This is a genomic window from Bacillus halotolerans, assembly GCF_001517105.1.
GTDB classification, from domain to species: Bacteria; Bacillota; Bacilli; order Bacillales; family Bacillaceae; genus Bacillus; species Bacillus halotolerans.
This window is the reverse complement of record NZ_LPVF01000001.1, coordinates 385,641-412,228: the sequence shown is the minus strand read 5'-3', so window position 1 is coordinate 412,228 and position 26,588 is coordinate 385,641. Positions and strand designations below refer to the sequence as shown.

23 protein-coding genes and 4 pseudogenes are annotated in these 26,588 nt (G+C 42.0%); 11 read left to right on the top strand and 16 right to left on the bottom strand.

Features of this window, described 5'->3' with window-relative positions; translation table 11 throughout:
- Nucleotides 1-134 precede the first annotated feature (134 nt).
- The gene (locus AU387_RS02000) at nucleotides 135-809 is read right to left on the bottom strand and encodes a GntR family transcriptional regulator (RefSeq protein WP_059334603.1); all 675 of its coding nucleotides are present in this window, start codon (nucleotides 807-809) and stop codon (nucleotides 135-137) included.
- Between the two features lie 252 nt (nucleotides 810-1,061).
- Here AU387_RS02000 and AU387_RS01995 point away from each other — a divergent pair, with 252 nt between their 5' ends.
- Nucleotides 1,062-1,799, top strand: coding sequence for a sulfite exporter TauE/SafE family protein (locus AU387_RS01995; RefSeq protein WP_059334602.1), 738 nt, complete (start codon nucleotides 1,062-1,064; stop codon nucleotides 1,797-1,799).
- 40 nt (nucleotides 1,800-1,839) lie between these two features.
- Here AU387_RS01995 and AU387_RS01990 read toward each other — a convergent pair whose 3' ends face one another.
- The 3 genes from AU387_RS01990 to AU387_RS01975 all read right to left on the bottom strand — a co-directional run bounded on the left by AU387_RS01990 (nucleotide 1,840) and on the right by AU387_RS01975 (nucleotide 4,287).
- Complete coding sequence (locus tag AU387_RS01990) at nucleotides 1,840-3,045, bottom strand: Bcr/CflA family efflux MFS transporter (protein ID WP_059334600.1); 1,206 nt, start codon at nucleotides 3,043-3,045, stop codon at nucleotides 1,840-1,842.
- 196 nt (nucleotides 3,046-3,241) lie between these two features.
- Nucleotides 3,242-3,565 carry an AzlD domain-containing protein gene (locus AU387_RS01980; protein WP_059291864.1) on the bottom strand — a complete coding sequence of 108 codons (324 nt, stop codon included), beginning with the start codon at nucleotides 3,563-3,565 and terminating at the stop codon, nucleotides 3,242-3,244.
- Nucleotides 3,562-4,287: an AzlC family ABC transporter permease gene (locus tag AU387_RS01975; RefSeq protein ID WP_059334596.1), complete on the bottom strand. Its 726-nt coding sequence runs from the start codon at nucleotides 4,285-4,287 to the stop codon at nucleotides 3,562-3,564. Before AU387_RS01975 ends, AU387_RS01980 begins: the two co-directional genes overlap by 4 nt.
- Before the next feature lie 118 nt (nucleotides 4,288-4,405).
- Between AU387_RS01975 and AU387_RS01970 the strand changes: the two genes are divergently transcribed.
- The 3 genes and pseudogenes from AU387_RS01970 to AU387_RS01960 all read left to right on the top strand — a co-directional run bounded on the left by AU387_RS01970 (nucleotide 4,406) and on the right by AU387_RS01960 (nucleotide 6,184).
- A complete protein-coding gene (locus AU387_RS01970; RefSeq protein ID WP_059291866.1) occupies nucleotides 4,406-4,963 on the top strand; it encodes a helix-turn-helix domain-containing protein in 558 nt (185 codons plus the stop codon).
- A gap of 82 nt (nucleotides 4,964-5,045) precedes the next feature.
- Nucleotides 5,046-5,539: pseudogene (locus AU387_RS01965) on the top strand (MarR family transcriptional regulator).
- A gap of 15 nt (nucleotides 5,540-5,554) precedes the next feature.
- A complete protein-coding gene (locus AU387_RS01960) occupies nucleotides 5,555-6,184 on the top strand; it encodes a nitroreductase family protein (protein WP_059334594.1) in 630 nt (209 codons plus the stop codon).
- A 49-nt stretch (nucleotides 6,185-6,233) separates the two neighbouring features.
- Here AU387_RS01960 and AU387_RS01955 read toward each other — a convergent pair.
- The 3 genes and pseudogenes from AU387_RS01955 to AU387_RS01945 all read right to left on the bottom strand — a co-directional run.
- Nucleotides 6,234-6,520: pseudogene (locus AU387_RS01955) on the bottom strand (SDR family oxidoreductase); the annotation flags it as partial.
- A gap of 37 nt (nucleotides 6,521-6,557) precedes the next feature.
- Complete coding sequence (locus tag AU387_RS01950) at nucleotides 6,558-9,215, bottom strand: MMPL family transporter (RefSeq protein ID WP_059334590.1); 2,658 nt, start codon at nucleotides 9,213-9,215, stop codon at nucleotides 6,558-6,560.
- On the bottom strand, nucleotides 9,212-9,670 hold the full coding sequence (locus AU387_RS01945; RefSeq protein ID WP_044161608.1) for a MarR family transcriptional regulator: 459 nt from the start codon (nucleotides 9,668-9,670) through the stop codon (nucleotides 9,212-9,214). The genes AU387_RS01950 and AU387_RS01945 overlap by 4 nt, the downstream gene beginning before the upstream one ends.
- 167 nt (nucleotides 9,671-9,837) lie before the next feature.
- On the opposite strand from AU387_RS01945, the gene dinB reads away from it, so the two are divergent.
- From dinB to abc-f, 3 genes are all read left to right on the top strand, one after another.
- On the top strand, nucleotides 9,838-10,347 hold the full coding sequence (dinB, locus tag AU387_RS01940; protein ID WP_059334588.1) for a damage-inducible protein DinB: 510 nt from the start codon (nucleotides 9,838-9,840) through the stop codon (nucleotides 10,345-10,347).
- A gap of 178 nt (nucleotides 10,348-10,525) precedes the next feature.
- Nucleotides 10,526-11,905 carry an amino acid permease gene (locus AU387_RS01935; protein WP_059334586.1) on the top strand — a complete coding sequence of 460 codons (1,380 nt, stop codon included), beginning with the start codon at nucleotides 10,526-10,528 and terminating at the stop codon, nucleotides 11,903-11,905.
- Between the two features lie 319 nt (nucleotides 11,906-12,224).
- Complete coding sequence (gene abc-f / locus AU387_RS01930; protein ID WP_059334585.1) at nucleotides 12,225-13,859, top strand: ribosomal protection-like ABC-F family protein; 1,635 nt, start codon at nucleotides 12,225-12,227, stop codon at nucleotides 13,857-13,859.
- Between the two features lie 394 nt (nucleotides 13,860-14,253).
- Here the strand turns inward: abc-f and AU387_RS01925 are convergent, their stop codons facing one another.
- The 4 genes from AU387_RS01925 to AU387_RS01910 form a co-directional block, all read right to left on the bottom strand.
- Nucleotides 14,254-14,727, bottom strand: a complete 474-nt coding sequence (locus AU387_RS01925) for a GNAT family N-acetyltransferase (protein WP_059291873.1) — start codon at nucleotides 14,725-14,727, stop codon at nucleotides 14,254-14,256.
- Nucleotides 14,728-14,859: 132 nt separating this feature from the next.
- On the bottom strand, nucleotides 14,860-15,204 hold the full coding sequence (locus tag AU387_RS01920) for a DoxX family protein (protein ID WP_059334583.1): 345 nt from the start codon (nucleotides 15,202-15,204) through the stop codon (nucleotides 14,860-14,862).
- A complete protein-coding gene (locus tag AU387_RS01915) occupies nucleotides 15,201-15,800 on the bottom strand; it encodes a TetR/AcrR family transcriptional regulator (protein ID WP_059334581.1) in 600 nt (199 codons plus the stop codon). Before AU387_RS01915 ends, AU387_RS01920 begins: the two co-directional genes overlap by 4 nt.
- Nucleotides 15,801-15,959: 159 nt before the next feature.
- Nucleotides 15,960-16,295, bottom strand: a complete 336-nt coding sequence (locus tag AU387_RS01910) for a thioredoxin family protein (RefSeq protein ID WP_059334578.1) — start codon at nucleotides 16,293-16,295, stop codon at nucleotides 15,960-15,962.
- 334 nt (nucleotides 16,296-16,629) lie between these two features.
- Between AU387_RS01910 and AU387_RS01905 the strand changes: the two genes are divergently transcribed.
- On the top strand, nucleotides 16,630-17,214 hold the full coding sequence (locus tag AU387_RS01905) for a DUF421 domain-containing protein (protein WP_059334576.1): 585 nt from the start codon (nucleotides 16,630-16,632) through the stop codon (nucleotides 17,212-17,214).
- A gap of 223 nt (nucleotides 17,215-17,437) precedes the next feature.
- Nucleotides 17,438-17,839 (top strand): annotated as a pseudogene (locus tag AU387_RS01900) (MBL fold metallo-hydrolase); the annotation flags it as partial.
- 86 nt (nucleotides 17,840-17,925) lie between these two features.
- Here AU387_RS01900 and AU387_RS01895 read toward each other — a convergent pair.
- Nucleotides 17,926-18,699: a GNAT family N-acetyltransferase gene (locus AU387_RS01895; protein ID WP_059334571.1), complete on the bottom strand. Its 774-nt coding sequence runs from the start codon at nucleotides 18,697-18,699 to the stop codon at nucleotides 17,926-17,928.
- Between the two features lie 375 nt (nucleotides 18,700-19,074).
- On the opposite strand from AU387_RS01895, the pseudogene AU387_RS01890 reads away from it, so the two are divergent.
- Nucleotides 19,075-19,958 (top strand): annotated as a pseudogene (locus AU387_RS01890) (carboxylesterase).
- A gap of 83 nt (nucleotides 19,959-20,041) precedes the next feature.
- Here AU387_RS01890 and pdxR read toward each other — a convergent pair.
- Complete coding sequence (gene pdxR, locus AU387_RS01885) at nucleotides 20,042-21,490, bottom strand: MocR-like pyridoxine biosynthesis transcription factor PdxR (RefSeq protein ID WP_059334569.1); 1,449 nt, start codon at nucleotides 21,488-21,490, stop codon at nucleotides 20,042-20,044.
- 133 nt (nucleotides 21,491-21,623) lie between these two features.
- Here pdxR and AU387_RS01880 point away from each other — a divergent pair, with 133 nt between their 5' ends.
- Nucleotides 21,624-22,523: a DMT family transporter gene (locus tag AU387_RS01880; RefSeq protein ID WP_059334567.1), complete on the top strand. Its 900-nt coding sequence runs from the start codon at nucleotides 21,624-21,626 to the stop codon at nucleotides 22,521-22,523.
- A 203-nt stretch (nucleotides 22,524-22,726) separates the two neighbouring features.
- On the opposite strand, the gene AU387_RS01875 is transcribed toward AU387_RS01880, so the two are convergent.
- From AU387_RS01875 to AU387_RS01865, 3 genes are all read right to left on the bottom strand, one after another.
- Nucleotides 22,727-23,152: a MaoC family dehydratase gene (locus tag AU387_RS01875; protein WP_044161648.1), complete on the bottom strand. Its 426-nt coding sequence runs from the start codon at nucleotides 23,150-23,152 to the stop codon at nucleotides 22,727-22,729.
- 509 nt (nucleotides 23,153-23,661) lie between these two features.
- Nucleotides 23,662-24,609: a mannose-6-phosphate isomerase, class I gene (manA, locus tag AU387_RS01870; protein ID WP_059334565.1), complete on the bottom strand. Its 948-nt coding sequence runs from the start codon at nucleotides 24,607-24,609 to the stop codon at nucleotides 23,662-23,664.
- A 16-nt stretch (nucleotides 24,610-24,625) separates the two neighbouring features.
- Entirely contained in the window at nucleotides 24,626-26,566 is a 1,941-nt protein-coding gene (locus tag AU387_RS01865) for a PTS fructose transporter subunit IIABC (RefSeq protein ID WP_059334563.1), read from the bottom strand.
- Nucleotides 26,567-26,588 lie beyond the last annotated feature (22 nt).

Genomic DNA, 26,588 nt, shown 5'->3' with positions numbered 1-26,588 from the left:
AACCCCCATTATTCGTTAGTCAATCATCATAGAATCTTATTAATGGGTTTCCTTATATATGATTTACGATTGATTAAAGTGATGAGAGCAATAAAAAATACCAAGGACTCATCCTTGGTATCTGTACATGTCATTTAATTTTCTTTTCCTTCTTCAAGCACACGCTTCAAATGTTCTGAATCATGATTGAAATGAGCCATCATATATTCTTTGGCTGCTTCTTTGTTTCTCTTTTTTACTTCTTCAAATATGCTGCGGTGTTCACGCAGGATCGTTTCAGGGCGGTTGTCCCCTTTATAATTAAGGATTCTGCAAAAGTGAATCAGATCGTTTACATGCTCAAGCAAGTTTTTTAAATGTCTATTATGGCTAAAATCGACAAGCAGCTGATGAAACTTTTGGTTTAAGCTGATCATTTCAGTTTCTTCCGCTCCGTTACGAATAGCGTTTTCTGTTTCTTCAAGCTGTGTTTCAAGCGTTTGAAGCTCTTCGTCATTCGCTTCGTCTATGACCAATTCGACAGCAAGCAGTTCGAGTGGAATTCTGATTTTATAAATTTCATCTACATCTTTAGCCGTTAAAGAAGCGATTGAAAATCCATTCCGGTCATCTGCTCTTAACAAGCCGTCTTTCTCAAGCAGCCGCATAGCTTCCCGTATCGGAGAGCGGCTGACGCCGAAACTTTTAGCCAGCTGTGTTTCATTGATCCGTTCCCCCGGCTTAAAAGTCCCGTTAAAAATCATTTTTTTCAGCTGGAAATAAAATTGCAGGTAATAAGGAGTCGGCTTGTCTAATTTAAAATCATCCATATAAATAATACCTCTTTTGAATAGATTCAGGGGCTGTTCTTCATCAAAATCATATAACAGATGATAAAGGGAAGCAACAAACTGCCTTGTCAAATTCCAAAATTTGCGGTACGATATGTTTGCTAAACGACGGTCGACGGACTACTGTCAACCAATGAGATGATTCTCTCATCGGCTGCCGGACACTTCGCCTCAGCTACAATCACTCAGCTTCATTACATTTACAGCTCAGAATACAATGGAGGAATAAATATGCTCATTATTCTTGTTATGTTTCTTCTCGGAATCATTTTAGGCTTTATTGGTGCCGGGGGCGCCGGCTTTGTTATTGCTCTTTTAACCCTTGTTTTCCATATTCCGATTCATACAGCTTTAGGCACATCCCTCGCCGGCATGGCTTTCACCAGTTTATCAGGGGCCTACAGCCATTATCGGGAAGGCAACATCCAATTAAAAATCGGTTTAACGGTCGGATGCTTTGCTGCCGTCGGGTCATTTTTCGGGGCAAAGCTGACATCTTTTATTCCCGCCGATTTGCTTCATTATTTGACAGCGGGAATGTTATTTTTATCAGCGATTCTCATTTTAATCAGATTATTTATTTTAAAAGAGAAGCCTCAAGGGAATCAAAGCAATGTGTCAATGTACACAAAAGCCGTGATTTTAGGAATCGTAGCAGGCATACTTTCCGGCACATTCGGCATCGGTTCTGCTCCTTTTATCCAGATCGGTTTAATGATTATGCTGAACCTTTCCATCCGTCATTCTGTCGGAACGACGATGCTTGTCATTATCCCTCTTGCTATAGGCGGAGGTATAGGGTATATCACGGAAGGATTTGTTGATTATGTATTGCTGGTCAAAGTCTTGATCGGAACCATGTGTGGTGCGTATGTTGGCGCGAAATTCACCAATCTCATGCCAAAGGCAGTCTTGAAATCAGCAATCTTTTTGACTCCGGCGATCGCCGGCCTGCTTTTGCTATTTTAATAAAATCAAAAAACCTGACATGCCGTCAGGTTTTTTTTGATTAATTCTGCTTCACGCTCTCTTTAGTTAATCTAAAAAAGGCGAGCGAACCGATAACTGCTGTAACAAACATGATCGCTCCCATCGGAACAGCTGTCGTCTCATCAATGCCCACAAGCGGCGAAACGATGGAGCCAAGGAGCAGCGGGAGCATTCCCAGCAGCGCACTTGCACTTCCGGCGCGGTGCCCCTGTTTTTCCATGGCCAGCGTAAACGTGCTCGTCAGAACCATGCCGATCGTAATCATATAGACAAAAATAGAGATAACCAATGCAGCGAGAGGACCGTGAATCATCGTCATCGTTAATAGCACGGCAGTCGCAATCATAGCTGTAATGACCGCCATGCGGAGCAGACTTTTTTCATGAATGATTCCGCCAAAGCGCCCGATAATAAAGCTTCCCGCAATAATCGCCAGGCCGTTAATGCCGAATAAAATACTAAACACCTGCGGCGACACTCCGTAAATATCTTGGTACACAAAAGGCGTACCGGATACATAAGCAAAGCTTCCCCCGTGAACAAATCCGACAGTTAACGCGTAGCCCATAAAAGAACGATCCTTCAGCAGGCTCCCCATTGTTCTGACAGATGTTCCAATTGAGCTTGGAATCCGCTTTTCGGGCGGCAATGTTTCTTTTAGCCTCAGCGCAATAACCAGTACAAGCACAAATCCGATGATCGTTAAAAAGTGAAAAATCGTATGCCACGTTGCAAACGGCAGCAATAAAAGAGCACCGCCTGTCATTGGCGCAATCATTGGCGCGACTGCGGTAATCACCATTAACAGTGAGAAAAATTTAGAAAGCTCTCTCCCTGTGAACACATCCCGCACGATTGCCCGAGACAGCACAAGTCCTGCAGAGGCCGTAATTCCCTGTAAAAAACGGGCTGCCACCAGTGTTGTAATGTTTGGTGAAAGCGCACAGAACAGAGAAGATAACGCAAATAAGAAAATACAGATTAATAGCGGTTTCCGTCTTCCCTGCGCATCACTGACCGGCCCGACAATCACCTGGCCGATGGTAAGCCCGATCAGACAGGCTGTTAAACTTAACTGTACAAGCGAGGCACTGGCCGATAAATCATCGGCAATGTCAGGAAAACTAGGCAAATACATATCTATATTAAGCGGGCCCAATATAGCAAGCATACCGAGCAGAAATGCCAATGCCAAACGCTCTTTTCCAGTTGGATTTTGCAGCATCCTATCAAAACCTTCCCTTCAATCTATTATTTATCTGAAACAGATGTCACTCCAACAATTGATTGAAGCTGTAAAACATTTGTATATTGTACCATAACTTTCAGCCAGTGAAAGCCGCTTAAAGATTGAATCAGAGACACAAAAAATACCAGGGTCTGCCCCCCTGATATCGTGAGTTTTGATGTAAGCAGCTGTTTTATACCCATAAGCGCAAGCCGGCCATAAGAACAACACCGCTGATGACTGTCATAGATAAACTTTTTGTTTTCAGTGCAATCAATAGAGTAGGAATCAATACAACTGCTGCCTGCCAATTCAATTTCAGAGAATCATTGGATTGAATCATGCAATCCTTCACAACAAGTGCCGTCAATATACAAACCGGCACATAGGAGAGCCATTTCAGCACAGGCTCCGGCAAGGAAATATTCCGTACAACTAAAAATGGAATTACGCGGGGAATCATTGTAACCAGCGCGCAGCCGATAATCACCATCAGGATGTATGTATTTATGCTCATTTATCTGTCACCACCCCGATTGTCGCTACGATGATCGTTGAGATGATCACAGCGAGATGTGACGGCATAAAGAAAGAGAAAACAATCATCCCAATCACCATATAAATAATGAGAGATACATAGTGTTTAATCTTTGCAGGCACAACATGTTCCATCTGCAAAATCAGCAGTGCTAAAAACATAGCCGTCACCGCAAAATCGAGTCCGAACGTTTCCGGATCGGTAATCCATTTACCAAAGACTGCCCCTGCCACACAAGAGAGCACCCAGCACGCATATGCAGTGAGATTTAAACCGAACATCCATCGATCACTAATTGGTTCTTTTTTTACAATCTTATTTGAAGCAACACCGAATGACTCATCTGTCACCATCATGCCGATCCCCACATTTTTCACTAGCGAATACTTTGAAAAATGAGGAGCAAGCGCGGCACTTAATAGAAAATTGCGTAAATTCACGATAAACGTTGTCAGGATAATAGCGGACATCGGACTGTTCGCTGCTAACAAAGCACAGATAACGAACTGGGAGCCGCCGGCAAAAACCAAACCTGACAACAGCGTAATCTCAAGGACGCTTAAATGCGAGGCAATCCCCACGATTCCGGCAGCCAAACCTATACTGATATAGCCGATCAGCGTCGGGACACAATCTTTAAACCCTTGTAAGAACGATGGCTCGCAAGTTGGGGCATGAGTGATTTCTTTCTCTGATATCATTCTGTTTCTCCTCCTCGTCCAACATATTATACACATATATGCTATAGCTTACAACTGTATGTAATAGCTGATTTTAATATGTTATAATGAAGCGAATATGACGTAAGGAGATACATGTATGGATGATATCCAAGCCATTATCGCAAAGAATCTTGTCAAACTCAGAAAAAGCAGAAACCTGACTCTTGATCAAGTTTCTGAGTTAACGGGCGTCAGCAAAGCGATGCTCGGACAAATTGAGAAAGAAAAATCGACCCCGACTGTCACCACTCTCTGGAAGATCGCAAATGGGCTGCAGGTATCTTTTTCTGTTTTTCTGAAAGAAGACAAGCCGAAAGTAAAAAAAATTAATCTTAAAGATATTGAACCTGTTACAGATAATGAAGAAAACTACATTGTTTACCCCTTTTTTCCCTACAATCCTGAAACAAAGTTTGAAATTTATGTTGTCGATCTGAAACCGGGATGCATACATGAAGCAAAAACACATTTAGGAGAAGAATACATTTTAATCAAAGAAGGCGAGTTAACCGTCAATCTGCAGGATCAGGAGCATTCGCTGGTACCAGGAGACGCCATGCAGTTTACGGGATCCACGCCGCACAGCTACATCAATTCATCACAGAAAACGGCCAGCTTTTTTCTGCTGATGTTTTATCCTGAGCCGCAAGGATAACAAGAACCTCCCACCTTATATGTTGGGAGGTTTTTCAAATGTGCAAATGGCTTGCAAATTGAAATCAATCGTTGTATATTAATTGACGTGTCAATCATTGATATATCAATTATTTTTTTGACAAGAAAGAAGGGATGGGTTTTGGCATCATTTTGTTCTGAGGAAGCCGAGATTTTATATCAGCTGCAAGGCGTGAACAAAGTGATTGGCGTGAAGTTCGAGGCATGCACGGGCATCAGCCAATCTCGTTTGGAATTGCTGACATTGCTTTATCATGCGGATGAGATCAGTCAAAGCGACCTTCAAAAGAAAGTCAATATCGACAGCGCGGCCGTCACAAGACACCTAAAACAGCTTGAAGCCAAAGGCATGGTATCAAGACGGCGCAAGCCCGAAGACAACCGCATCACCCTTGTTCGGTTAACAGACCAAGGAAGAGAGCGAATTGAGTCTTCTAAGAAGGAAAAGGAGCGTTTCATGAAGGAAATGCTCGCAAATGTAAGCGCAGAAGAACGCCGCCTGCTCATTGATGTGCTGGCGCGCATGCGAAACAATATAGATAATATTGAAGCTTAAAAGGAGTGTATCAACATGATCAAAACAAACGATTTTATGGAAATTATGAAAGGACGCCGTTCCATTCGCAATTATGATCCGACAGTGAAAATCAGCAAAGAAGAGATGACAGAAATCCTAGAGGAAGCTACAACTGCGCCATCCTCTGTCAACGCGCAGCCATGGCGTTTTCTCGTCATCGACAGCCCGGAAGGAAAAGAGAAGCTCGCGCCGCTAGCAAGCTTTAACCAAACTCAAGTCACAACATCATCTGCCGTCATTGCTGTATTTGCAGACATGAACAATGCAGACTACTTAGAAGAAATCTATTCAAAAGCCGTGGAGCTCGGTTACATGCCGCAGGAGGTCAAAGACAGACAAATCGCTGCCCTGACTGCTCATTTTGAAAAGCTTCCTGCACAGGTAAACCGTGAAACGATCCTGATTGACGGCGGCCTTGTTTCTATGCAGCTTATGCTGACTGCACGCACGCACGGCTATGACACAAACCCGATCGGCGGCTACGATAAAGAAAACATCGCGGAAGCCTTCGGACTAGACAAAGAGCGTTATGTGCCTGTTATGCTTCTTTCCATCGGAAAAGCTGCGGACGAAGGATACGCTTCCTACCGTCTGCCGATTGATACCATTGCAGAATGGAAATAAAACAAAGCTCCCAAGAATGACTCTTGGGAGCTTTTTCATTTTAAATAAATCAGCCGTTCACCCGGATCGTCTGGCCTGTGATCCATTGGGATTGTTCGCTCGTTAAAAATTCAATCACATTTGCGATATCTTCTGGTACCGCATTAATGGTGATTTGTTTCATGGCTAATTCTTTGGCAAGCTGACGGGTGAATTGCTCAAGCGCCTTTTGTTCCCGTATATGCTGTACGTCAGAAACATTTGACCGATAACAGATGTAGAAAAGTTGATGATTCTCCCCTTTTCCTCCATTGCTTGCTGACAGGTGAAAAACGTGCCTTTTACATTTACAAAAAAGAGTGATGAACAAATGAATTGTCACCACTCTTTTTTTCTATTCTTTGTTTTTCTTTCTGCCAAACGGCCACCAGTTTCCTTCTCCAAATGTCACAATGATTGCCGGCATCAAGAGCGGAAGAATGACAAGGCCGTATAGCAGCAGCCCGATAATGACGACACTTGCCACCTGCATCAGCGTATTAACACCTGATGGCATCATCGCCGCGAATGTACCGGCCAAAATAATAGCAGCGGTGATGATGACAGAGCCCATTTTGCTCATTGACCTGATGACACCTTGATGAATGCCAAGCTGAACCTCTTCTTTAAAGCGGTCAAGCAGGAAGATCGAGTAATCTACCCCTAACGCGATCAATATGACAAAACTGAAGAACGGTACCGCCCAGCTGACTCCATCATTGCCCAAGATATTCACAAAAATCAATTCCGTCATTGATATTGAAGTGTAATACGTAAGCAGCAGTGAAGCGATCATATAAATCGGCATCACCATTGAACGGAACAAGATTGTCAAAACGATAAACAGCCCGAGAATCATGATGACCATCGTTCTGGAGAAATCCGTTGTAGACAGCTCTTTTAAATCGGCATTGACGCTCGTTACCCCGCCGTAAACAATTTGAGTGTCCTCCAGAGGCGTGCCGCCGACTTCGCCGGCTACCGCTTTTTTGATCTGATTTATGGTCGTAATCGCTTGTTCTGAATATGGGTTTGAATCCAAGACGACGCTTAATTGCACTCCCTTGCCGTCTGCAAAGGAATACCGATCAATTGATTTCTTAAAATCCTTATCTTTCAGGACTTGATCAGGAATAAAAATCCCCGTATCCCGAACGGTTGAGCTTTTGCTCATGCCCTCTAACATATCACTGGATGCCGTAATCCCGTCGGTGATTTTTGTCAGTCCATTATTTGCGCTCTTCACACCTTCGGCAAGCTGATTCAGGCTTTCTGTCAGCATTCCGGCCTGTTTCTGCTGGCCTGAAAGCTGCTCATTTGCTTGCTCAAGTCCGGTTTGAATTTGTCCAAGCTGTCCGCTGATTGCTGTGAGCTGCGGCACCGCCTGTGCGGTATTGCCGGTTTGAGAAAGCTGTTTGCTGACAAGCTGCAGCTGCTGATTGATTTTTCCCAAACCGTCAGCTGCATCTGACAGTGAGTCTTCGGAGCTGCCATTCGCGGCCGTTCCGGTTTGCCCGGACATTTGATTCAGCCCATCTTCAATATCCGTTAACCCGCTTTGGACATCAGCAATCCCCTTTACTGTCTTATCCAGTCCGTCTGACACAGAGCCTAGCTGTTTATCAATATATAAATCTTTGATTTTTTCACCCGTCGGCTGGGTGATGGTCATGACGGAATCAACATGTTCGACTTTCTCAATGGCTTTGCTGATATTTCCGAGATAAGGGATCGTCTTAGCGGTAGTGAGATCCTTGTCTCCTTTTATCACCACATTCACCGGAAATGCTTTTCCTTCACCAAACCCATCCTTAATGGCTTCAAGACCTTTGATAGATTTGTAACCGCTGCTGATTTCCGCCGTTGAATCGAATGAAATCTGGTCATCATAGGTCAAAATGAACGGGAGCGTGATGATGACTGTTATGACGAGAAACAGAAACGGACGGGCAACAGAATGTCTGCCGAGAAACGCCCACAATTTATTGTCACTGTGCGACAGCACTTTCTTAGACGGCCAGAAGAGCTTTTCACCGAGCGTCACCATAAATAAAGGCAGCAGAGTGAAGAGGATGATCATTAAAATGCCAACCCCGACAGCAACTCCCACAGCTGATTGGAAAATGGCAAACTTTGCAAAACCAAGGGCAGAAAACCCGATCAATACCGCAAACCCGCTGATAAACAATGTTTTTCCGCCTGTACGGTAAGCAATAAGGGTTGCCTCTTTTTTGTCATGCCCGTTTGCCAGTTCTTCACGGAAACGAGTCAGAAGAAGAATACAGTAATCTGTTCCAATCCCAAACAGGATGGCAACTAAAAAGGTTTGGGTAAATGTCGAAATAGGAAAATCAACATGATAAACTAAAATGCCCAGTATAGATTGACTGATTACATACGAGAAACCGACAATCACAATCGGGATAAAAGGCGTCACAACAGAGCGGAACACGATCAGCAGCAAGCCGATAATCAAACAGACTGTGATCACTTCCGTTTTCTTAAGCCCATCCTCTGAGCTGTGCGCAAAATCCTGATTGATAAGAGACGCTCCCGTAATATATGCCGTCAAATCATCGGGAACGATTTGATAAATATCATCAGCAATATTTTCCGCTTTCTTATCAGATCCGGTGATCGTTACGGGAATAAGAATGGTTTTCTTATCCTTTGAAATCAATTGATCTTTGATTTCTTTTTCACCTGTCAGCGGAGATGTTACCTCTTCAACACCATCAATCTTTTTGACGTTATCGATTATGCTGCGGAGCTGATCCTCTGTATCTTTATTTAGCGCACGATCTAATGTGAAGACAATGCTTATCGACTTATTGTTTTCTCCGGCTTTTTTCAGAATAGCATTTGCTTTTTCTGAAACGGAATCAGCCGGCAGCTGTGACTGCCCCTTTTGATTGGCCAGCTCCGTTAAGTTGGGAGAAAATAAACTCAATATAACAGTCAGCGCTAAGATAACCGCCGCAATGGCCCATTTGAATCTGACAATCGATTTCATTCCGGAAGATCCCCTCCTTTAAATTTGCTTTTTAGAATGGTAAATATGTCAATGAATGATTGTAAGTGCTCCTCATCTATATCGTGCATCAGCTCTTTGAGCGCGTGAAAGATAGCTGAATCCAATTCTTCGATAATGCTTTCACCATTTTCTGAAATTTTGATTCGTTTCGTGCGTTTATCACTTTTTACCGGACAGTCATCCCACTCAACCAATCCCTTTTCCAGCAGCTTCTTCAATCGGTTAGAAATCGCGCTCTTATGCACGTTTTGATACATGGCCAGGCTGCCGGGAGAAGATGGGCCCTTGACTTTTAAAATTTTTAACAGGTCGGCCTGTTCTCTGGAGATGTGTTTGAATACATCCTGATCGACTTCATGATGTACAAACTCTGTACCTTCAAGTAAAACTTCCACGAAAAGATTGATCGCTTGGCATAGCTTCTGTTCATTCAACGTCTTTCCTCCTGCACTTTAGTTTACACCCCTAAACTTTCGATTGATGCTACATAGTTTATCCCCCTAAACTATGTTCTGTCAATACATTTTATTCACAGAAAACTCCCTAAAGAATGTTTGTTCGTATACAATAGAAACGATAAACGCGAAAGGGGAAAATTCACATGTCTGATCTAGCATTACAATTGTATGAATATAACGTATGGGCTCATCAGCAAATATTTAATCGATTAAAAGAGCTTCCACAGGAGGTTTATCGTCAGGAGATCCAAAGTGTGTTCCCGTCAATATCCCATGTCTTGTCCCATGTTTATCTTTCTGATCTCGGCTGGGCGGAAGTGTTTTCCGGAAAAAGTATGAACCATGCTTTGGCATTAGCTGAACAGCTTACAGACCAGACAGTGGCGAAGGAACTAGCGGAAATGGAAGCCCTGTTTCTAAAGTTGTCCGAGCGATATACAGCTTTTTTCGAGCAAAAGGAACAGATCCATAAACCCCTTCAGATTGAAAATCCCGCCGGCGGAATCATGAAAACGACTGCTTCTGAACTGGTGCCGCATGTTGTAAATCACGGGACATATCACCGAGGCAACATAACAGCGATGCTGCGTCAGATAGGGTACGCATCTGCTCCGACTGATTATGGCCTTTATCTGTATATGAAAAAAGCATAAAATGGCGTAAACAAAAGCGGCTCCCACGATTGAGCCGCTTTTTTCGTATCTTGTGATGAATTGATAAACCTTAAAATTTCCTTCCATATTTCCTGTATAGTAAAAAAGATAGAAATTTTAGTGTTATAATAGTATCTAAAAACATGTTTAAACAATTTTCAATGGAGGAACACACAAAGTGACAGACGACATGACGCAAGATCCTAATATAAATCAGCAGAAACTGTCGAGAGGCCTGAAAAACAGGCACATCCAGCTTATTGCGATCGGCGGAGCCATTGGGACAGGCCTGTTTCTCGGCTCGGGAAAATCGATACACTTTGCAGGGCCGTCAATTTTATTTGCTTACATGATCACAGGGATCATTTGCTTTTTAATTATGAGATCGCTTGGAGAACTGCTGTTGTCTAATCTGAACTATCACTCTTTTGTTGATTTTGTTCAAGATTATTTAGGCGATATGGCCGCATTTATCACAGGCTGGACCTACTGGTTCTGCTGGATTTCAATCGCGATGGCCGATTTAACTGCGGTCGGGCTATATACCCAGTATTGGCTTCCCGGTGTGCCGCAATGGGTTCCGGGCTTAATCGCTCTTATTATTTTACTGATTATGAACCTGGCTACCGTCAAGCTGTTTGGAGAATTGGAATTCTGGTTTGCATTAATTAAAGTCATTGCCATCTTGGCGCTGATTGTGATCGGTCTTTTTATGATTTTCAAAGGCTTTTCCACAAGTTCAGGTGTTTCCAGTTTCTCAAATCTCTGGAGCCACGGAGGTATGTTCCCGAATGGAATACACGGGTTTATCCTCTCGTTCCAGATGGTTGTGTTTGCCTTTGTCGGCATTGAACTCGTCGGGCTTACGGCTGGTGAAACAGAAAACCCTGAAAAAGTCATCCCTAAAGCAATCAACAATATCCCTGTAAGGGTGCTGCTTTTCTATATTGGGGCGCTTCTTGTGATTATGAGCATCTATCCATGGGATGTCATCAATCCTAGCGAAAGCCCATTCGTACAGGTCTTTATTGCAGTCGGCATCGTCGGTGCGGCAAGCATTATTAACTTTGTTGTATTAACGTCAGCTGCCTCAGCCTGCAACAGCGCTGTATTCAGTACAAGCCGCATGGTCTATTCACTGGCGAAAGACAAAAATGCGCCGGAATCAATGGCGAAACTGACACCGCGCAAGGTACCCAGAAATGCATTGTTCTTTTCAGCTATCGTGATTTTAATCGGTGTCACATTGAACTACATCATGCCGGAAGGCGTATTTACCTTGATCACAAGTATTTCCACCGTATGTTTTATCTATATTTGGGGAATTACTGTTATCTGCCATATGAAATACCGTAAAACAAGACCTGAATTGGCGAAAGCAAACAAATTTAAGCTGCCGCTTTATCCATTTACAAATTACTTAATTTTGGCTTTCCTGGCGTTTGTCCTTGTTGTACTGGCATTAGCACAGGATACTCGGGTTTCCTTATTTGTTACACCGGTTTGGTTTATTTTGCTGATTGTGATCTATAAAGTAAGAAAAGCGAAGCATCAATAAGATTCGCGGCTCCTGCCTCAGAAATGAGAGCAGGAGCTTTTTTGATGAAAATGACCTTTGCTTTCTAATTGAAAAATATGCTATATTGTTTGTAATAAATTGAGAAGGGATGATGGGTGGACAATGATTAACTAATCTTATTTTTAACGATTGAAATCGCATATTTCAAATCATAAAAAAATAGGATTAGTCTGCCCATTTTCTATATACGTACGCGCTATTCTGAAGAATAGCTTATTTAATCATGGCAAAGGCACGGCTAATCCTTCCAAAACATTTGGGAGGATTTTTTTGTTCTCCCTTAAAGCGAGGGATATAGATGAAAGAACAATTAAAACTAATAAACGTCAGCTATGAAGTGAAGGATCTTACCGTTTTTAAAAACGTAAATGCCAGTGTTCAGCAAGGAGATATCATTGGGATTATCGGCAAAAACGGGGCTGGAAAATCGACGCTGCTTCACCTCATCAACAAGGACTTAACTCCGTCACAGGGACAAATCCAATGGATGCAGCACGGCTTAAAAAAGGTGCTGGTTGAACAGGAAACTGAATCGTATTCCTTTGAGAATCAGACACCTGCCGAAGTGAAACTGCTGGAGAAATGGCACGTGCCAGCCCGTGATTTCAGCCAGTTAAGCGGCGGAGAAAAACTGAAAGCACGGCTGGCAAAAGGGCTATCGGAGGATGCAGACCTTTTCCTGCTGGATGAACCGACAAACCATCTTGATGACATAAGCTTGCAATTTCTCATTCAGCAGCTGAAAAATGTTAGCGGCACTGTCATTCTCGTTTCGCACGATCGGTATTTCTTAGATGAAGCTGCCACGAAAATATGGTCAATCGAGGACCACACGCTGACTGAATACAAAGGGAATTACTCTGGTTACATGAAGTTCCGGAAAGAAAAAAGACTGACACAGCAGCGCGAATATGAAAAACAGCAGAAAATGATTGAACGGATTGAAGCACAAATGACAGAACTCACTTCATGGTCGGAAAAAGCCCACGCACAATCGACGAAAAAGGAAGGGTTTAAAGAATATCATCGTGTAAAAGCAAAGCGCACAGATGCCCAGATCAAATCGAAACAAAAGCGGCTTGAAAAAGAACTCGAAAAGACAAAGGCTGAGCCTGTCGACCCGGAATATACTGTTCGTTTTTCAATTGATACAACTCATAAAACAGGAAAACGGTTTTTAGAGGTTCAAAACCTGACGAAGTCATTTGGCGAAAAGACACTGTTTCAAAACGCCCGCTTTACGATTCAGCACAGAGAAAAGGTTGCCATTACAGGCCCGAACGGCTGCGGAAAAACAACCTTATTGAAAGTCATTCTTGGACAGGAAACGGCTGAGGGAAAGGTGTGGATATCACCATCAGCAAAAATCGGTTATTTAACACAGGAAGTATTTGATTTGCCTTTAGAACAAACACCGGAGGAGTTATTTTATCAAGACACGTTCGAGGCGAGAGGAAACGTGCAGAATATCATGACGCGATTGGGATTTACCGCTTCTCAATGGACAGAACCAATTCAACATATGAGTATGGGCGAGCGTGTAAAGTGCAAGCTGATGGCTTATATCTTAGAGGAAAAAGACGTGCTGATATTAGATGAACCGACCAATCACCTCGACCTGCCGTCACGCGAACAGCTGGAAGAAACACTGTCACAATACAGCGGCACACTGATTGTGGTTTCACACGACCGTTATTTTCTCGAGAAAACAACGAACAGCAAACTCGTTATTTCAAACAATGGCATCAAAAAGCAATTGAATGACGTTCCTTCAGAAAGAAATGACCGGGAGGAGCTTCGTTTAAAGCTTGAGACAGAAAGACAAGAAGTGCTGGGAAAGCTCAGTTTTATGACGCCAAATGATAAAGGGTACAAGGAGCTGGACCAGGCTTTCAATGAGCTTACGAAACGGATGAAAGAGCTGGATCAATAGCGTTTTAGGGATACCAAGGGCTGTTCGCCCTTGGTATTTTTTAAGCTTTCGTCTCCAGCCCTCGCCGCAGGAAATATCTAAAGACCGCTCAAATGTTTGTTTATTCTCGTAAACCAGCTGAATGTCAGCCCTTCAAAAAGCGTAATAAAGGCTATCACACACTTCTCGGGCGGACATGTGATGCCCGATTCTTTAAAAACAAGTCCAATCCGGCTTTTCAAAGCATGCAGAAACATCAGTGGGCTGAAATAAAATTGCAGGAGCCATAAACGACATTGCCAGCAAAAAGGCTACATAGGGCATTCCGGGACTCAAAAAACCAATGATAAACGCTGCTTCTTCTTCAACAATCTCGGACTAAACGCGTCCGCTAAGCAGGCCGCATTTTCACCTGCTAGACCAGCTGTCTCCGCATTTTGATATTTGTCATGATATACCCCATTTTCTGATAAAGGTGGACGGCTGTTTCATTGTGCGCAAACACATGGAGAGCAAGCCTTTCCGCTCCCAATTGCCTCGCCTTATCATCTAACACGTGAAGCGCCAATTGAGCCAGCCCTTTACCGCGGAAAGCTTCATACAGGCCAAATGAATAAATAAACGCCTCTTTTTGCGGATGGTGCGGGTCAGCATACAGCCAGAGCCAGCCAATGTTTTCTCCAAGGTCATTCCTGATGTTCCAAAAATGATGATTGCTGCTGTTTCGTCCATTCGGAATCATGTTCTCATATGCCTGTTCCGATTTCTCAAACGCCTCTTTTTCCGTCCATGTTCCCGATTGTATGTTTTGTTTCGCATAATTTTGCACGGACGTCCCGCGAAATGCTTCAAACTCCTCCACAGTCATGTTTTCCAAAGTTAACGCCATCCTGTATTCCTCCTTTATGAAAAAAAGTCCAGCTGGTGCCGGACGAATAACGTACACATGAAGATCTATTTCTATTATTCTATTCGATAAGAGAAGGAGGTCTCCTGCAAATTGGTTTGTTAAGTGAATAGCTTACGTGGACTCCCAAATGATTATAATGATAGAAACAATCAAACAGATTATTGCGGGTATCGTCATGAGAACCGATTGGCGCGCTCGAACAATGTGTGCATGAACCGCTCCCGCCATGAGAACGACAAACAGGACGCCTGCTCCAAATGCTGCATACCGATTCCAAATTCCCGCTGTCATTGCAAATGCCCCCGCTATTTCAAGAATACCAGTAACAGTCAGAAACCATAACGGATATTGATAATGCCGCCAATGCTCCACTTGAAAGGGCACGCGGAACACCTTTATGATGCCTCCCGCGAGCATAAAAGCTGCCAAACTGACTTTCATGATCATAGATATCATCTTGCGTCACTCCCTTTTGGAAGCATCCCGTATATTAAGAGATTGACAACCTGCGCTGCGAGACTTGCCGGATCTTTGATTCCGGTTAACAAATATGAATCGGTCAAATGTTCAATCATGCCGATCAAGCATTCCGCCACGGTTGCCATTTCCAATTCGGAACGAAAATAGCCAAGGCGCTGTTCTGCTTCTAAGTTGTCTTTCAAAACCATCGCCACATCTTGTTTCAATTGTTTCGCTTCTGGATTGAGAAAAAAACCGATCCTTGTTAAATCCTTGTCCTCCGCCAGAAACTGAAAAACAGCTTCCACAGCAGAGAGCACTTTGTTTGTTACATCGTTCGCATGTAATCCGGTTTCCAGGAGAAGTGATTCTGTCAGCTTTCTTAAGCGAGAGTGGAAACCGTTGATTAACTCCTCAAAGATGGCTTCTTTACTTTGAAAGTACAGATAAAAGGAAGGCTGCGTCAGTCCGGCTCTTTTCACAATGGCACTAACCTTCGTTTCATGAAATCCCCGAATCGAAAATTCATGTGCAGCAGCTTTGAGCAATCGTTTCCGGCTCTCCTCCCCTTTACGTCCTTTTCTGCTTTTCACATCGGTTCAGCCTCCACAAAAAGATACTCTTCAGTAACATTACTTATGAATATTATTTCATGCACTTGGATTTTATGTCAATGAATTTCATATTCAGCTGCTTCCTTCATAAAAACATAACGAACATGACTTGATGCCATGTTCGTTTAGCTGCACATTTTATTCCTCATATAATTGATAAACTCTTTTTAATTTCTGTTCCAGCTGTTCAAAATGCACGAAACGCGCTTCTCTCAGAAATTCAGTACCCTCAATAAATAAAAGAAGAACAGGTACGGTGAAGACCGAAAATCTGCCGGCAACCTCCTCCACACTGTCAGCATTTACGTGTCCTAGTTTGATATGCGGAAACTGCTCCAGCAATTCTCTGAGCTGCGGCAAAACTGCGTGGCATACTGTACAGCTTGGTCTTGATATATAGATAAAACTTAACTGGTGACGGTTTATAAAATTCTCTATTGCATTCATTGATAGTAATTCAGTAACCTCTTTCATCTCATTCCTCCTGCTGATTGGTATTTACCTGCCTGAAATATACGGGACCAGCCTTGAGAATGTCCATATATCTGCTTTATTTTTATACAACCTGTCCAAAATTGTAAGACAAATCTTTTCACCTGCTCTACGCCGCTTGAAACGCGAACCGCTGTAAGGCAACTTTATCGCTGTTTATTCTCATGCGGGCAGGGCAGCTTGGCAACATACAAAGTCATTCATCATGCTGAATGAACAATCAGGCTTTCGGATATATTAACGTTCAAATGGTCAAAGACGCTCTGCAGTTAGCCTCCGGCGTTATAATCCTTTACATTACTGGTCAGGTGGTAGGATGAGTTTTACTTGGGAAGCATTTGTCCTCATGGTATCCGGTGTGGTTTTGCTTAGAATTTCAGGAAGAAAATCAATTGCGCAAATGACATCGGCACAAACGGTTGTCATGATTTCGATCGGCACCATCATTGTTCAGCCGATCATCGAAAACGGCCTATTAAAAACACTAGTTGCAGCTATCATTTTTACGCTCTCACTCCTTTTTATGGAATGGATTCAGTTGAAGTCTAATTTGATTGAAAGGCTGTTAACCGGGAAAGCGACAATTATCATTGAAGATGGCCAATTACATGTAGACAATTTAAAGAGAATGAGACTGACGTTAGATCAGCTGGAAATGCAATTGAGGCTGCACGGCGTTTCTACTTTACAGGATGTCAAAAAGGCGACGTTAGAAGCAAACGGCCTATTAGGCTTAGAATTAATTGATGAAGCCAAGCCTTTAACAGTCAGAGATTTAAAAAAGATTATTCACCCCGACTTTATCAAAGAAGATGTTCAGCCCTCCCATTCAAAGAACCGAAATTTATTTGATGAAATCGATCATGAAAATATAAATCCCAGTCCTAAAAAGCTGCATTAAAAAAGACGCCTGTGATTGGACGTCTTTGTGTGCCTTTTTTCATCAATTGTCGGCCATTCAATTGAACAGCTGGTGCAGCGCCTTCCTGTTCCAAAGAACACCACAGATCCAGAATATATACGTAATTTGTTAATCACTAATTGGAATAAGAATGGATTCCAATTACGGATGATTCGCCACAGTCTGGATAAATGTCTTCATCACTTCAGTATCCTTCCGCCTTATAACAAAAACCAAAGGCGAACACGGCAGAGGAGACATTTTAAAACTTGCCGGTCTTGTATGCGGCGTCGTGTTCAAACACCAAAGCGAGAAAACGTTATATGTAGCCAGAGATACTGTTTGGTATGATGCGATCCATGAAGAGATCGATACACACCAGCCAGAAATCATTGTAGTGAACGGAGGAAACAATCAATTCTTTGAGGGCGGCTCTCTCGTCATGGGGAAAGAAGATATCCACGAAACGCATCAAGCAGCCCCTCATGCAAAAATAATCGTGAGCTATATGGAAGCGGTCAACCATTGGGCACTATCCAGAGAAGAATTAAAAGGCTTTATTCATGAAAAAGGCATGTCATCTCATGTACTAATGACGGATGATGGCGAATCATATTCATTTTAAATGCCGAAAAGAGTTCATGTGAATAAGCATGATATTCTCCGTCAGCTTGGTGCTCAAGAAAAGGCCCTTCCTTAGAAGGGTCTTTATTAACCTGATTTTTTAAAAAAGATGGAGTATTTGGTTGATATCTCAAATCCTAGTTTTTTTGCTGAATGAATAGATGATTTGTTGCTGACATCACAATCCCAGCTAGGGCTGACGCCGTTTTCGAGACAATCATTTATAAACTTACTTCCAGCTATATAAGCGAACCCCATCCCTCTATATTCTTCACGTGTATAGATATCCATTTCCGCACGATTGCCGCCTAGAAATATGGAAGTGCACTCACTGACAACAAGATTGTCATACAAAACCGCGAATCCAAATCCGTTTTTTAAAAAATTCGAGACTGAACCCCAATACTCCTCATAATAAGCTTTTTGAAATTCAGTGCTGCTTGAAATGATATCTTCATTTATTCTTTTTAATGTAAATCCCTTTGGAAGCTGAAAAGCCTTTTTGACAGAAATTTGTTGAGAAAACGCATATCGCATCATTTGATTCAACTCATCAGGCAGTACAGTTTTTATTACGGTGTCCCATGAGCGATTGGGAGAAAACAGAGTAAATCTTTTTTGGGATTTAGCTCTCTTTTGGTATAATTCAACGATAAACTCATTAACATTTTGATTCCTTTCATCCCCTGCAACATAATAAATTCCTGAGCTGGTTCCTATCAGAAACGATTGATCATCTGCATAAACAACTCCCGGAATTGTTTGTTCTAATATTGAATAAACAAATGTCGGGCAACATGTTTCTTTATGATGTATCAATGGTTTGACTTTACTATATTGTTCTTTTTTTATCTCCTGCAAACTGTACCCTCCTATCACTTTCCCTCTTTTATTCTATCCGTAAAAGAATTCCCCTCTTTTAACGACACTTCTGTAAAGAGCTCTCACCATGATTCAGTATGATACTTCAGCCTGATAAGGTTTGTTCTTAACGTTTCTAAAGGTATTTATTGCATGTTTGTTAAAGTACCGCGACTTTCTCGGAAACGATTGATTTCTGTTATATGTATTTTTATACCTCTGTATCAAATTATTTATCCCCAATTTCATTTAGAATTTGATACAAAACGAAAACTGTATTATATTTTGTAAATAGCTCTGTTATAATCAATTACTTTACTTTTCTTTTCTGCACGTAACAATACATTCTTTTAAAAAGGACGGGAGGAAATTTGCATGTCAAACCATTCACCAATGTTTCCCCAATTAAGTGACAATGGCATTCACTATTTTCAAACTTATGATGAAAGCCTTGGTCTTTGGCCAGTTCCCTACAAAGCATATTATGTATCCACTCGTTTCGGTCAAACGCATGTGATTGCAAGCGGACCAGAGAATGCGCCGCCACTCGTATTGCTTCACGGGGCACTATTTAGCTCCACGATGTGGTATCCCAACATTGCGGATTGGAGCAGCAAATACCGAACTTATGCAATCGATATCATAGGTGATAAGAATAAAAGTATTCCTGCAGATTTATGTGGTACAAGAACGGGTTACGCCGATTGGCTTCTTGATGTGTTTGATTATCTAGGGGTCGAAAAGCCTCACATGATCGGACTCTCACTTGGCGGACTTCATACTATGAATTTTATTTTACGTGCGCCAGAGAGAGAGTAAAAAGTGCAACTCTTCTTAGCCCAGCGGAAACATTTTTACCATTTCATCACGATTTTTATAAATATGCGCTTAGTCTCACAGAACCAAATGGAGTTGAGAGTTTCTTAAAGTGGATGATGATAGATCGCAATGTGTTACATCCACTTTTTGTGAAGCAGTTTCATGCAGGAGTTATGTGGCAGGATGGAGCAAGACAGCAAACCCCTAAAGCCGACGGATTTCCGTATGTTTTCACCGACGAAGAATTAAAATCAGTAAAAGTCCCGATTCTATTATTACTAGGTGAACATGAAGTCATTTATGATCCGCATTCAGCCTTACAGCGCGCATCTTTATTAGTGCCTGGAATTGAAGCAGAAATCATCAAAAATGCAGGCCATGTTTTATCATTGGAACAGTCTGAAACCATAAATGAACGAGTTCTGAGCTTTTTAGAATAGCCAGTAAGATGAGGAGACACCCACCACTCTACATATTCATCTTATAATTTCTAAGAACCTATCTATCAACATTGAATGCATTTTTATTTACTTGCCAGTTCCTTAATGATCAAACTTAATTCATAAATTCCCTTTTGGAGATCTTCAAGGGATGCATAAGCGTATGACAAGCGAATATAATTGCCTTTTTCCTGAGCATAAATACTGCCAAGATTGAGAAGAATCCCTTTTGTTAAGGCTTTTTTATAAAGTAATTTCATAGATATCGAGGGCAATATTTTTAACCAGATAAAGAATCCCCCTTTAGGAATAGTCCAAACAGCTGCATTCTTCATATTGTTTTCTAAAGCGCTCGTAACAAATTGCCTTCTTATCTTTAATTGATGTCTCACCCGTTCTAAATGCCGCTGATATTGGCCAGATGTAAACCATTCCGCCGCTACTCTTTGAGACAACGAACTCGATCCGTAATCTGTCTGCATTTTAATGTCAGATAAACGTTCAATCACTGGCTCTGGCCCGACTATCCATCCAATCCTTAAGCCCGGGCTTAGCGTTTTCGATAAACTTCCTACATATAGCACATGGCCGTTTTTATCTATTGTTTTAATAGGATATGGCGGAATGTCATCTATCCACAACTCACGATATATGTCATCTTCAATAATGGGAAGCTGCTTTTTTTCGCTTGCGGTAAGGATTTCTTTCCGCCGCTCTTCTGACATTAAGATACCAGTCGGATTTTGAAAACAAGGGTTTGTATATAATATGGCTCTTCCCCGTTCCCCCTTTGTCATATGAATATGGTTTGGCAAAAGCCCCTCTTTATCCATAGGAAGTCCAGTCAGATTCATTCCGGCTGATTGAAATACATGTAATGAATAAAGATAAGATGGCTGATCAAGAAAAACAGTTGAACCTCTTTGCAAAAGCCCCATTGATATAAGCTGTAAGGCTTGCAGTGCTCCTGAAACAATAAGAATGGATGAAGGTGAAGCATGAATCCCGATTGTTTTTAAATAATCACTCAATGCCTCTCTTAAAGGCAAGTATCCTTTTGGTTCCTCATATCCGAACGCCTCTATGTTTTGAGATACCTTGCCCATAATCTCTTTCATAGCAGACAAAGGAAAAATCTCATTTGAAAGTTCTCCTTTGCTTAGCTGTATAAGATCAGAATTTGATTCTGATTGATTGATCTCTTGAACAATTCTTCGGCTTGGCTGCTGGATTCCCGAAGTTACATGTTTCTCCCAATTGGGTGCAGAATACTTAGCCAACAGTGTCCAAGTATTGTTGATGACAACTGTCCCTTTGCCCATTCTGCCTTCAATCAACCCATCTGCCATCAATTCCTCTAACGCTGTGATAACCGTGCTTCGATTTACATGAAAGTCTTTTGCAAGCGTTCGCTGGCTTGGAATCTTACTTCCAATCGGCCACTCTCCATTTCCTATTTTCTCTTTTATATAATCAATGATTTGTAAGTACTTAGGAAGCTTTCTAACCGTTTTTTCTTCTGTAAAGCTCATCAAAAGCAGTCTCCTTCAACTAAAGTGGTTGGGTCAAAAATTGTGTAACTGGTTGAAGCCATTTTATCAAATCTCTATTAGTATAAAACACACTAAATAACTGGTTGGTTTTTGTAGAGAAGGAGTGAAGATCATGAAAAAGAAAACTGTGCAACTCATCATATCTTACAGTCTTATGATCGGTTTGTGGGCATCAGCTTTTCCGGGAATTCGTGTAGGTCTGGAATATTACACACCCGAACACCTTGCTTTATTTCGTTTGTTAATCGGATCTATGGCATTGTTGCTTTTTGCTGTGCTGACTAAAATGCGCTTACCTGACATGAAAGATATCCCTGTCATCTTATTATTAGGGTTTTTAGGTTTTGCACTCTATCACATTTTGCTTAATATGGGTGAAAAAACAGTTAGTGCCGGGATTGCAAGCTTACTCGTAACCACAGCACCAATCTTTTCTGCGGTGTTGTCTCACCTGTTTTTTGGTGAACATTTTGGTTTTTCTAAATGGATTGGCTCTATCATTAGTTTATTGGGTGTGTCATTTATTTCATTAGGAACAGGAGACCATGCGCTTTCAATGAAAGGAATTCTGTTCATTCTGCTGGCAGCTTTTGCAGAGAGTATTTATTTTGTTTTTCAAGCCCGTTATATAAAAAAGTATGGTTTTATTCCATTTGTAACGTTCACAATTTGGGGTGCAGCCTTACCAATGCTTGTTTTTCTTCCAGGCCTATGTGGGGCGTTTTTAAACGCCTCAATGAACTCCACATTGTCTATCGTTTACTTAGGTTTATTCCCGACGGTCATCCCATACTTTGCGCTTGCATATGTAACTTCAATCGTCGGTGCTTCTGAAGCAACGATTTCACTTTATGTAACACCTGCTTTGACGATGGTGATTTCCTGGATGTGGATAGGGGAAATGCCTTCACTTATTTCACTGCTAGGCGGAATGGTGACTGTCAGCGGGGTATGTTTCACCTACATAAAAGGAAGCAAAATAAAAATGTTAAAGGAGATGAAAAAGTTCTAATTTCCTTTTCTGTCTTGATGTACGGTATCGGTCGGTACCCTGCTTCATGTCATGACATGAATGAATAAAAAACATACCAATCGTATTTGGTATGTTTTTTTCTAAGATGAGCTCTTAACATTGTAAGTCCAAAAAAAGCATATCTTAATTATACTCTCATCGTTTGATCAATTGGTGATCAAAAACCTTTACTATTACATTATTTATTGCTTAATCAATACTGATAACTCACCTTCGAATACTTTTTCTTCTTTATGATTATAAGTAAATATCAATACAGTAAGTATTCCCGTTCCACTTTTCTTTGGTTTCTTATCTACCACCTCAACAACTGAATGCAATTCATCGTCTGGATACACGGGTTTTATGAATTTAATATGATTCATCTCTGTTCCAGCAATAATATCGTCGCCATAGAACCCCTCTTCAATCCAGAGCTTAAAAGAAATGGCTAACGTTTGTATGCCAGAAGCGATGATTCCATTAAATCTGCCTTTATTCGCTTTTTCCTCGTCTACATGCATATATTGAGGGTCAAATTCTTCCGCAAACCTCATTACATTTTCTTTTGTTACCCTAAAAGACTTTGTATGAAATACTTGTCCAATCGCAAATTCATCCAACTTCATAAATACACCTCTTATCAAAATATTCTTCATCAACTATCACATAAAAAATACTTTATCATATTTCATGTAGATCATCCTTTACATTCTTACCTATAAAACTTGTCAGATCAAATGTTCAGTGTGGGAAAGAACCATTTGAAATAGCGAACGTGACAGCCCAAAGATGATTTTGCACATAAAATAAAAAAACTGGTTTTTAATAGGATAACTTGTTTTTTACAAACAAATCATTCAGAAACACATTTCGTTTTCTTCTCTTTTTATCCATATAAAATTGAAGCAGCTTTTATAGGTTGTCTTTAGCAAAGTGATTGTTGTCTGCAGTTAATCTGCTGGACACATACTCCCAATTGCAGATAAGATTAAAAGAAACCATCGAAGGGGTGTCATAGTGAGTGAATATGAAAAAAGATACCAGCTGGTATCTTTTTATATTGAAAAGCCAAAATGAGATCACTTTGGTTTCTCTATATCGACTTAAAACGTGAAACTGGTCATAAAGTTTTATTTTACAGATTAGATACGATACACTCCGCATCCCCCGCGAGTTTGAATTCCCCAAACCCGTTAGGCAGCAACATATGATCTCCTTTTTTAAAGTCATATGTACGCTCGCCGGAGATTATCCGGCCTTCTCCTTCGATGACGCTGACAAGAAGGAATGATTTTTGCTGTTTTAAACTTGCTGATCCTGTTAACTCCCACTTTTCCACTGAAAAATAAGGGCACTCAATCAATACAGCTATGTGCAAATCATCTGTTTGTTTATATTGAACCGTTTGCTGCTCTGGCGCAAATGGTACGTCTATCACTTCTATGCTTTTTTCCAAATGGAGCTCGCGCAAATTGCCTTCTGTATCTTTCCGGCCATAATCATATAATCTGTAGGTTGTATCGGAATTCTGCTGCGTCTCCAAAATGAGAATGCCTGTCCCAATCGCATGAACGGTGCCGCTTGGCACATAGAAGAAATCCCCCGGTTTTACCTTTACGCGGCGCAGGAGCTTGTCCCATTTTCCATCTTCTATCATCGAGATCAGTTCTTCCTTTGTGTTTGCGTTGTGGCCATAAACGATTTCTGCATCTTCTTGGCAGTCTATGATATACCAGCATTCTGTTTTTCCGAGCTCTCCTTTTTCACGCGTTTTTGCATACTCATCTTTCGGATGCACCTGAACGGATAAGTCTTGATTGGCATCCAAAATTTTCGTGAGAAGAGGGAAGCGGTCCCCCTTCAGATGTCCGAATAAATGCCGATGATGATCCCATAATTCACTGAGCGTAAGCCCCTTGTATAACCCGTTTTGAACAATACTTTGTCCATTTTGATGTGCTGCAAAAGCCCAGCATTCCGCCGTTCGTTCTGATGGGATGTCATAGCCGAAAGCAGCCAAAGCGGTGCCGCCCCAAATCTTTTCTTTGAAAACAGGCTTGAAAAATAACGGTTCAGTCATCATGAAAAATTCCCCCGCTTTATATGATTTCATCCAGGAGTTTGTATGCTTCGTCTTTTGTCTGGACAGAGAGCAGCCTTTCCCTATAGCTGTCATCCATCAGTTTTCGAGATAGCATTTGCAGCAGTTTCAGATGCTGGTTCCCTCCGCTATCTTTCGGTACAGCGATCATAAAGATTAACTTTGCTTCTGATCCATCAAGACTGTTCCAGTCAATGCCTGATCGTTTGATTCCAAACACTACACTAGGCTTCTTGACGGCATCAGACTTCCCGTGCGGGATCGCGATATTCATGCCAATCGCCGTTGTCCCCTCTTGTTCGCGATTCATGATCGCTTGTTTAAAACCGCTCTCTGAATGCAGCATACCTGTGCGGGACAATTTTTGAATCATTTCATCAATAATGTCATCTCTGGTTTCGCCTGATAATGTTGGTTCAATAAGATCTATACTCAAAATGTCTGTCAGCTTGTTAATATCCGTCTTCTCCATCTGTCTGCTTTCCGCTTCATTGTTTTGTTGCGGAACGTCATTCGATGCTGCAGCTTCATTCAGCCCGGCGGGTGAAGAAACCGGAATATCTTTTTTTAGTACATTAACTAAAAGAGCGGTGGTAAGAGATCCGGCAATCACTGCAATAAAAAACATCAATACATGATCAACGGCGCCTAGTACTGCCACTATAGGCCCGCCGTGCGCTACTCTGTCTCCGACATTGCCGATCATAGCGATCACAGAACCAATCATAGAACCTGCCATAATCCCCGGAATGACGCGAAGCGGATCTTGTGCCGCGAATGGAATGGCTCCTTCAGTGATGCCGAAGAGACCCATGGTAAATGATGCTTTTCCCATTTCTCTCTCCGACTCCTGAAATTTTCTTTTTCCAAAAAACGTTGCAATCCCAAGGCCAATCGGGGGTATACAAATGGCGACGGCAATCGGTCCCATAATTTCATAGTTTCCTTCTCCGATCATGGCCGATCCAAACAGGAATGCCACCTTGTTTACGGGGCCTCCCATATCAAATGAAATCATTGCGCCTAAAATCAATGCCAGCAGGATGGAGCTTGAACCTTTCATACCCGCCAGCCATACCGTTAAAGATTCGAAAATTTGGGCTACAGGTGCACCGATCAAAAACACAAACGCCAAACCTACAATTAGTGAAGCGAACACTGGAATAATAATAATCGGCATAATCGGCTGAATCGCTTTTGGAACCTTTAATTTTTTGATCCAAAGGGCAGCATACCCCGCCAAAAATCCGGCGATGATGCCGCCGAGAAAACCGGCGCCGCTTGCACTGCCGTAAAAGCTTCCCGTCGCTGCAATATATCCGCCGATCATTCCTGGTACAAGCCCGGGCTTATCAGCGATGCTGTACGCGATATATCCGGCCAAAATCGGGATCATGAATGAGAATGAGGCACTTCCGATCTGTTCAATCGTTTTCCAAAAAGATTCATCCGGAATGACTAAGCCTTTCGGTGTTTTCTCACCTCCAAGCGTCAATGCAACCGCTATCAATAACCCGCCGACGACGATAAATGGAACCATAAAAGAAACACCGTTCATTAAATGACGATAAATCGGATTTTGTTTTTTCTCCAGTTGATTGCCGGCTTCCGAATTTGAAGCTGAACGGTAGACCGGCACATCGCCGCTAAGTGCTTTTTGAATTAATTCTTCCGGTTTGCGGATACCATCCTGAACCCCGACAGACAACAGTTTTTTTCCTACAAACCGGTCTTTGTTTACCGAGCGGTCTGCCGCGATAATGATCGCGTCTGCTTCACGAATCTCCTCTCCGGTCAGCTCATTTTCCACTCCGATTCCGCCTTGGGTCTCGACTTTCATTTGGACGCCTAATCTGTCGGCAGCTTTTTGCAGATTTTCAGCCGCCATATATGTATGGGCAATTCCATTCGGACATGATGTAATCGCTAACAGTTTCATACGATTCCTCCTTTAAAGTATG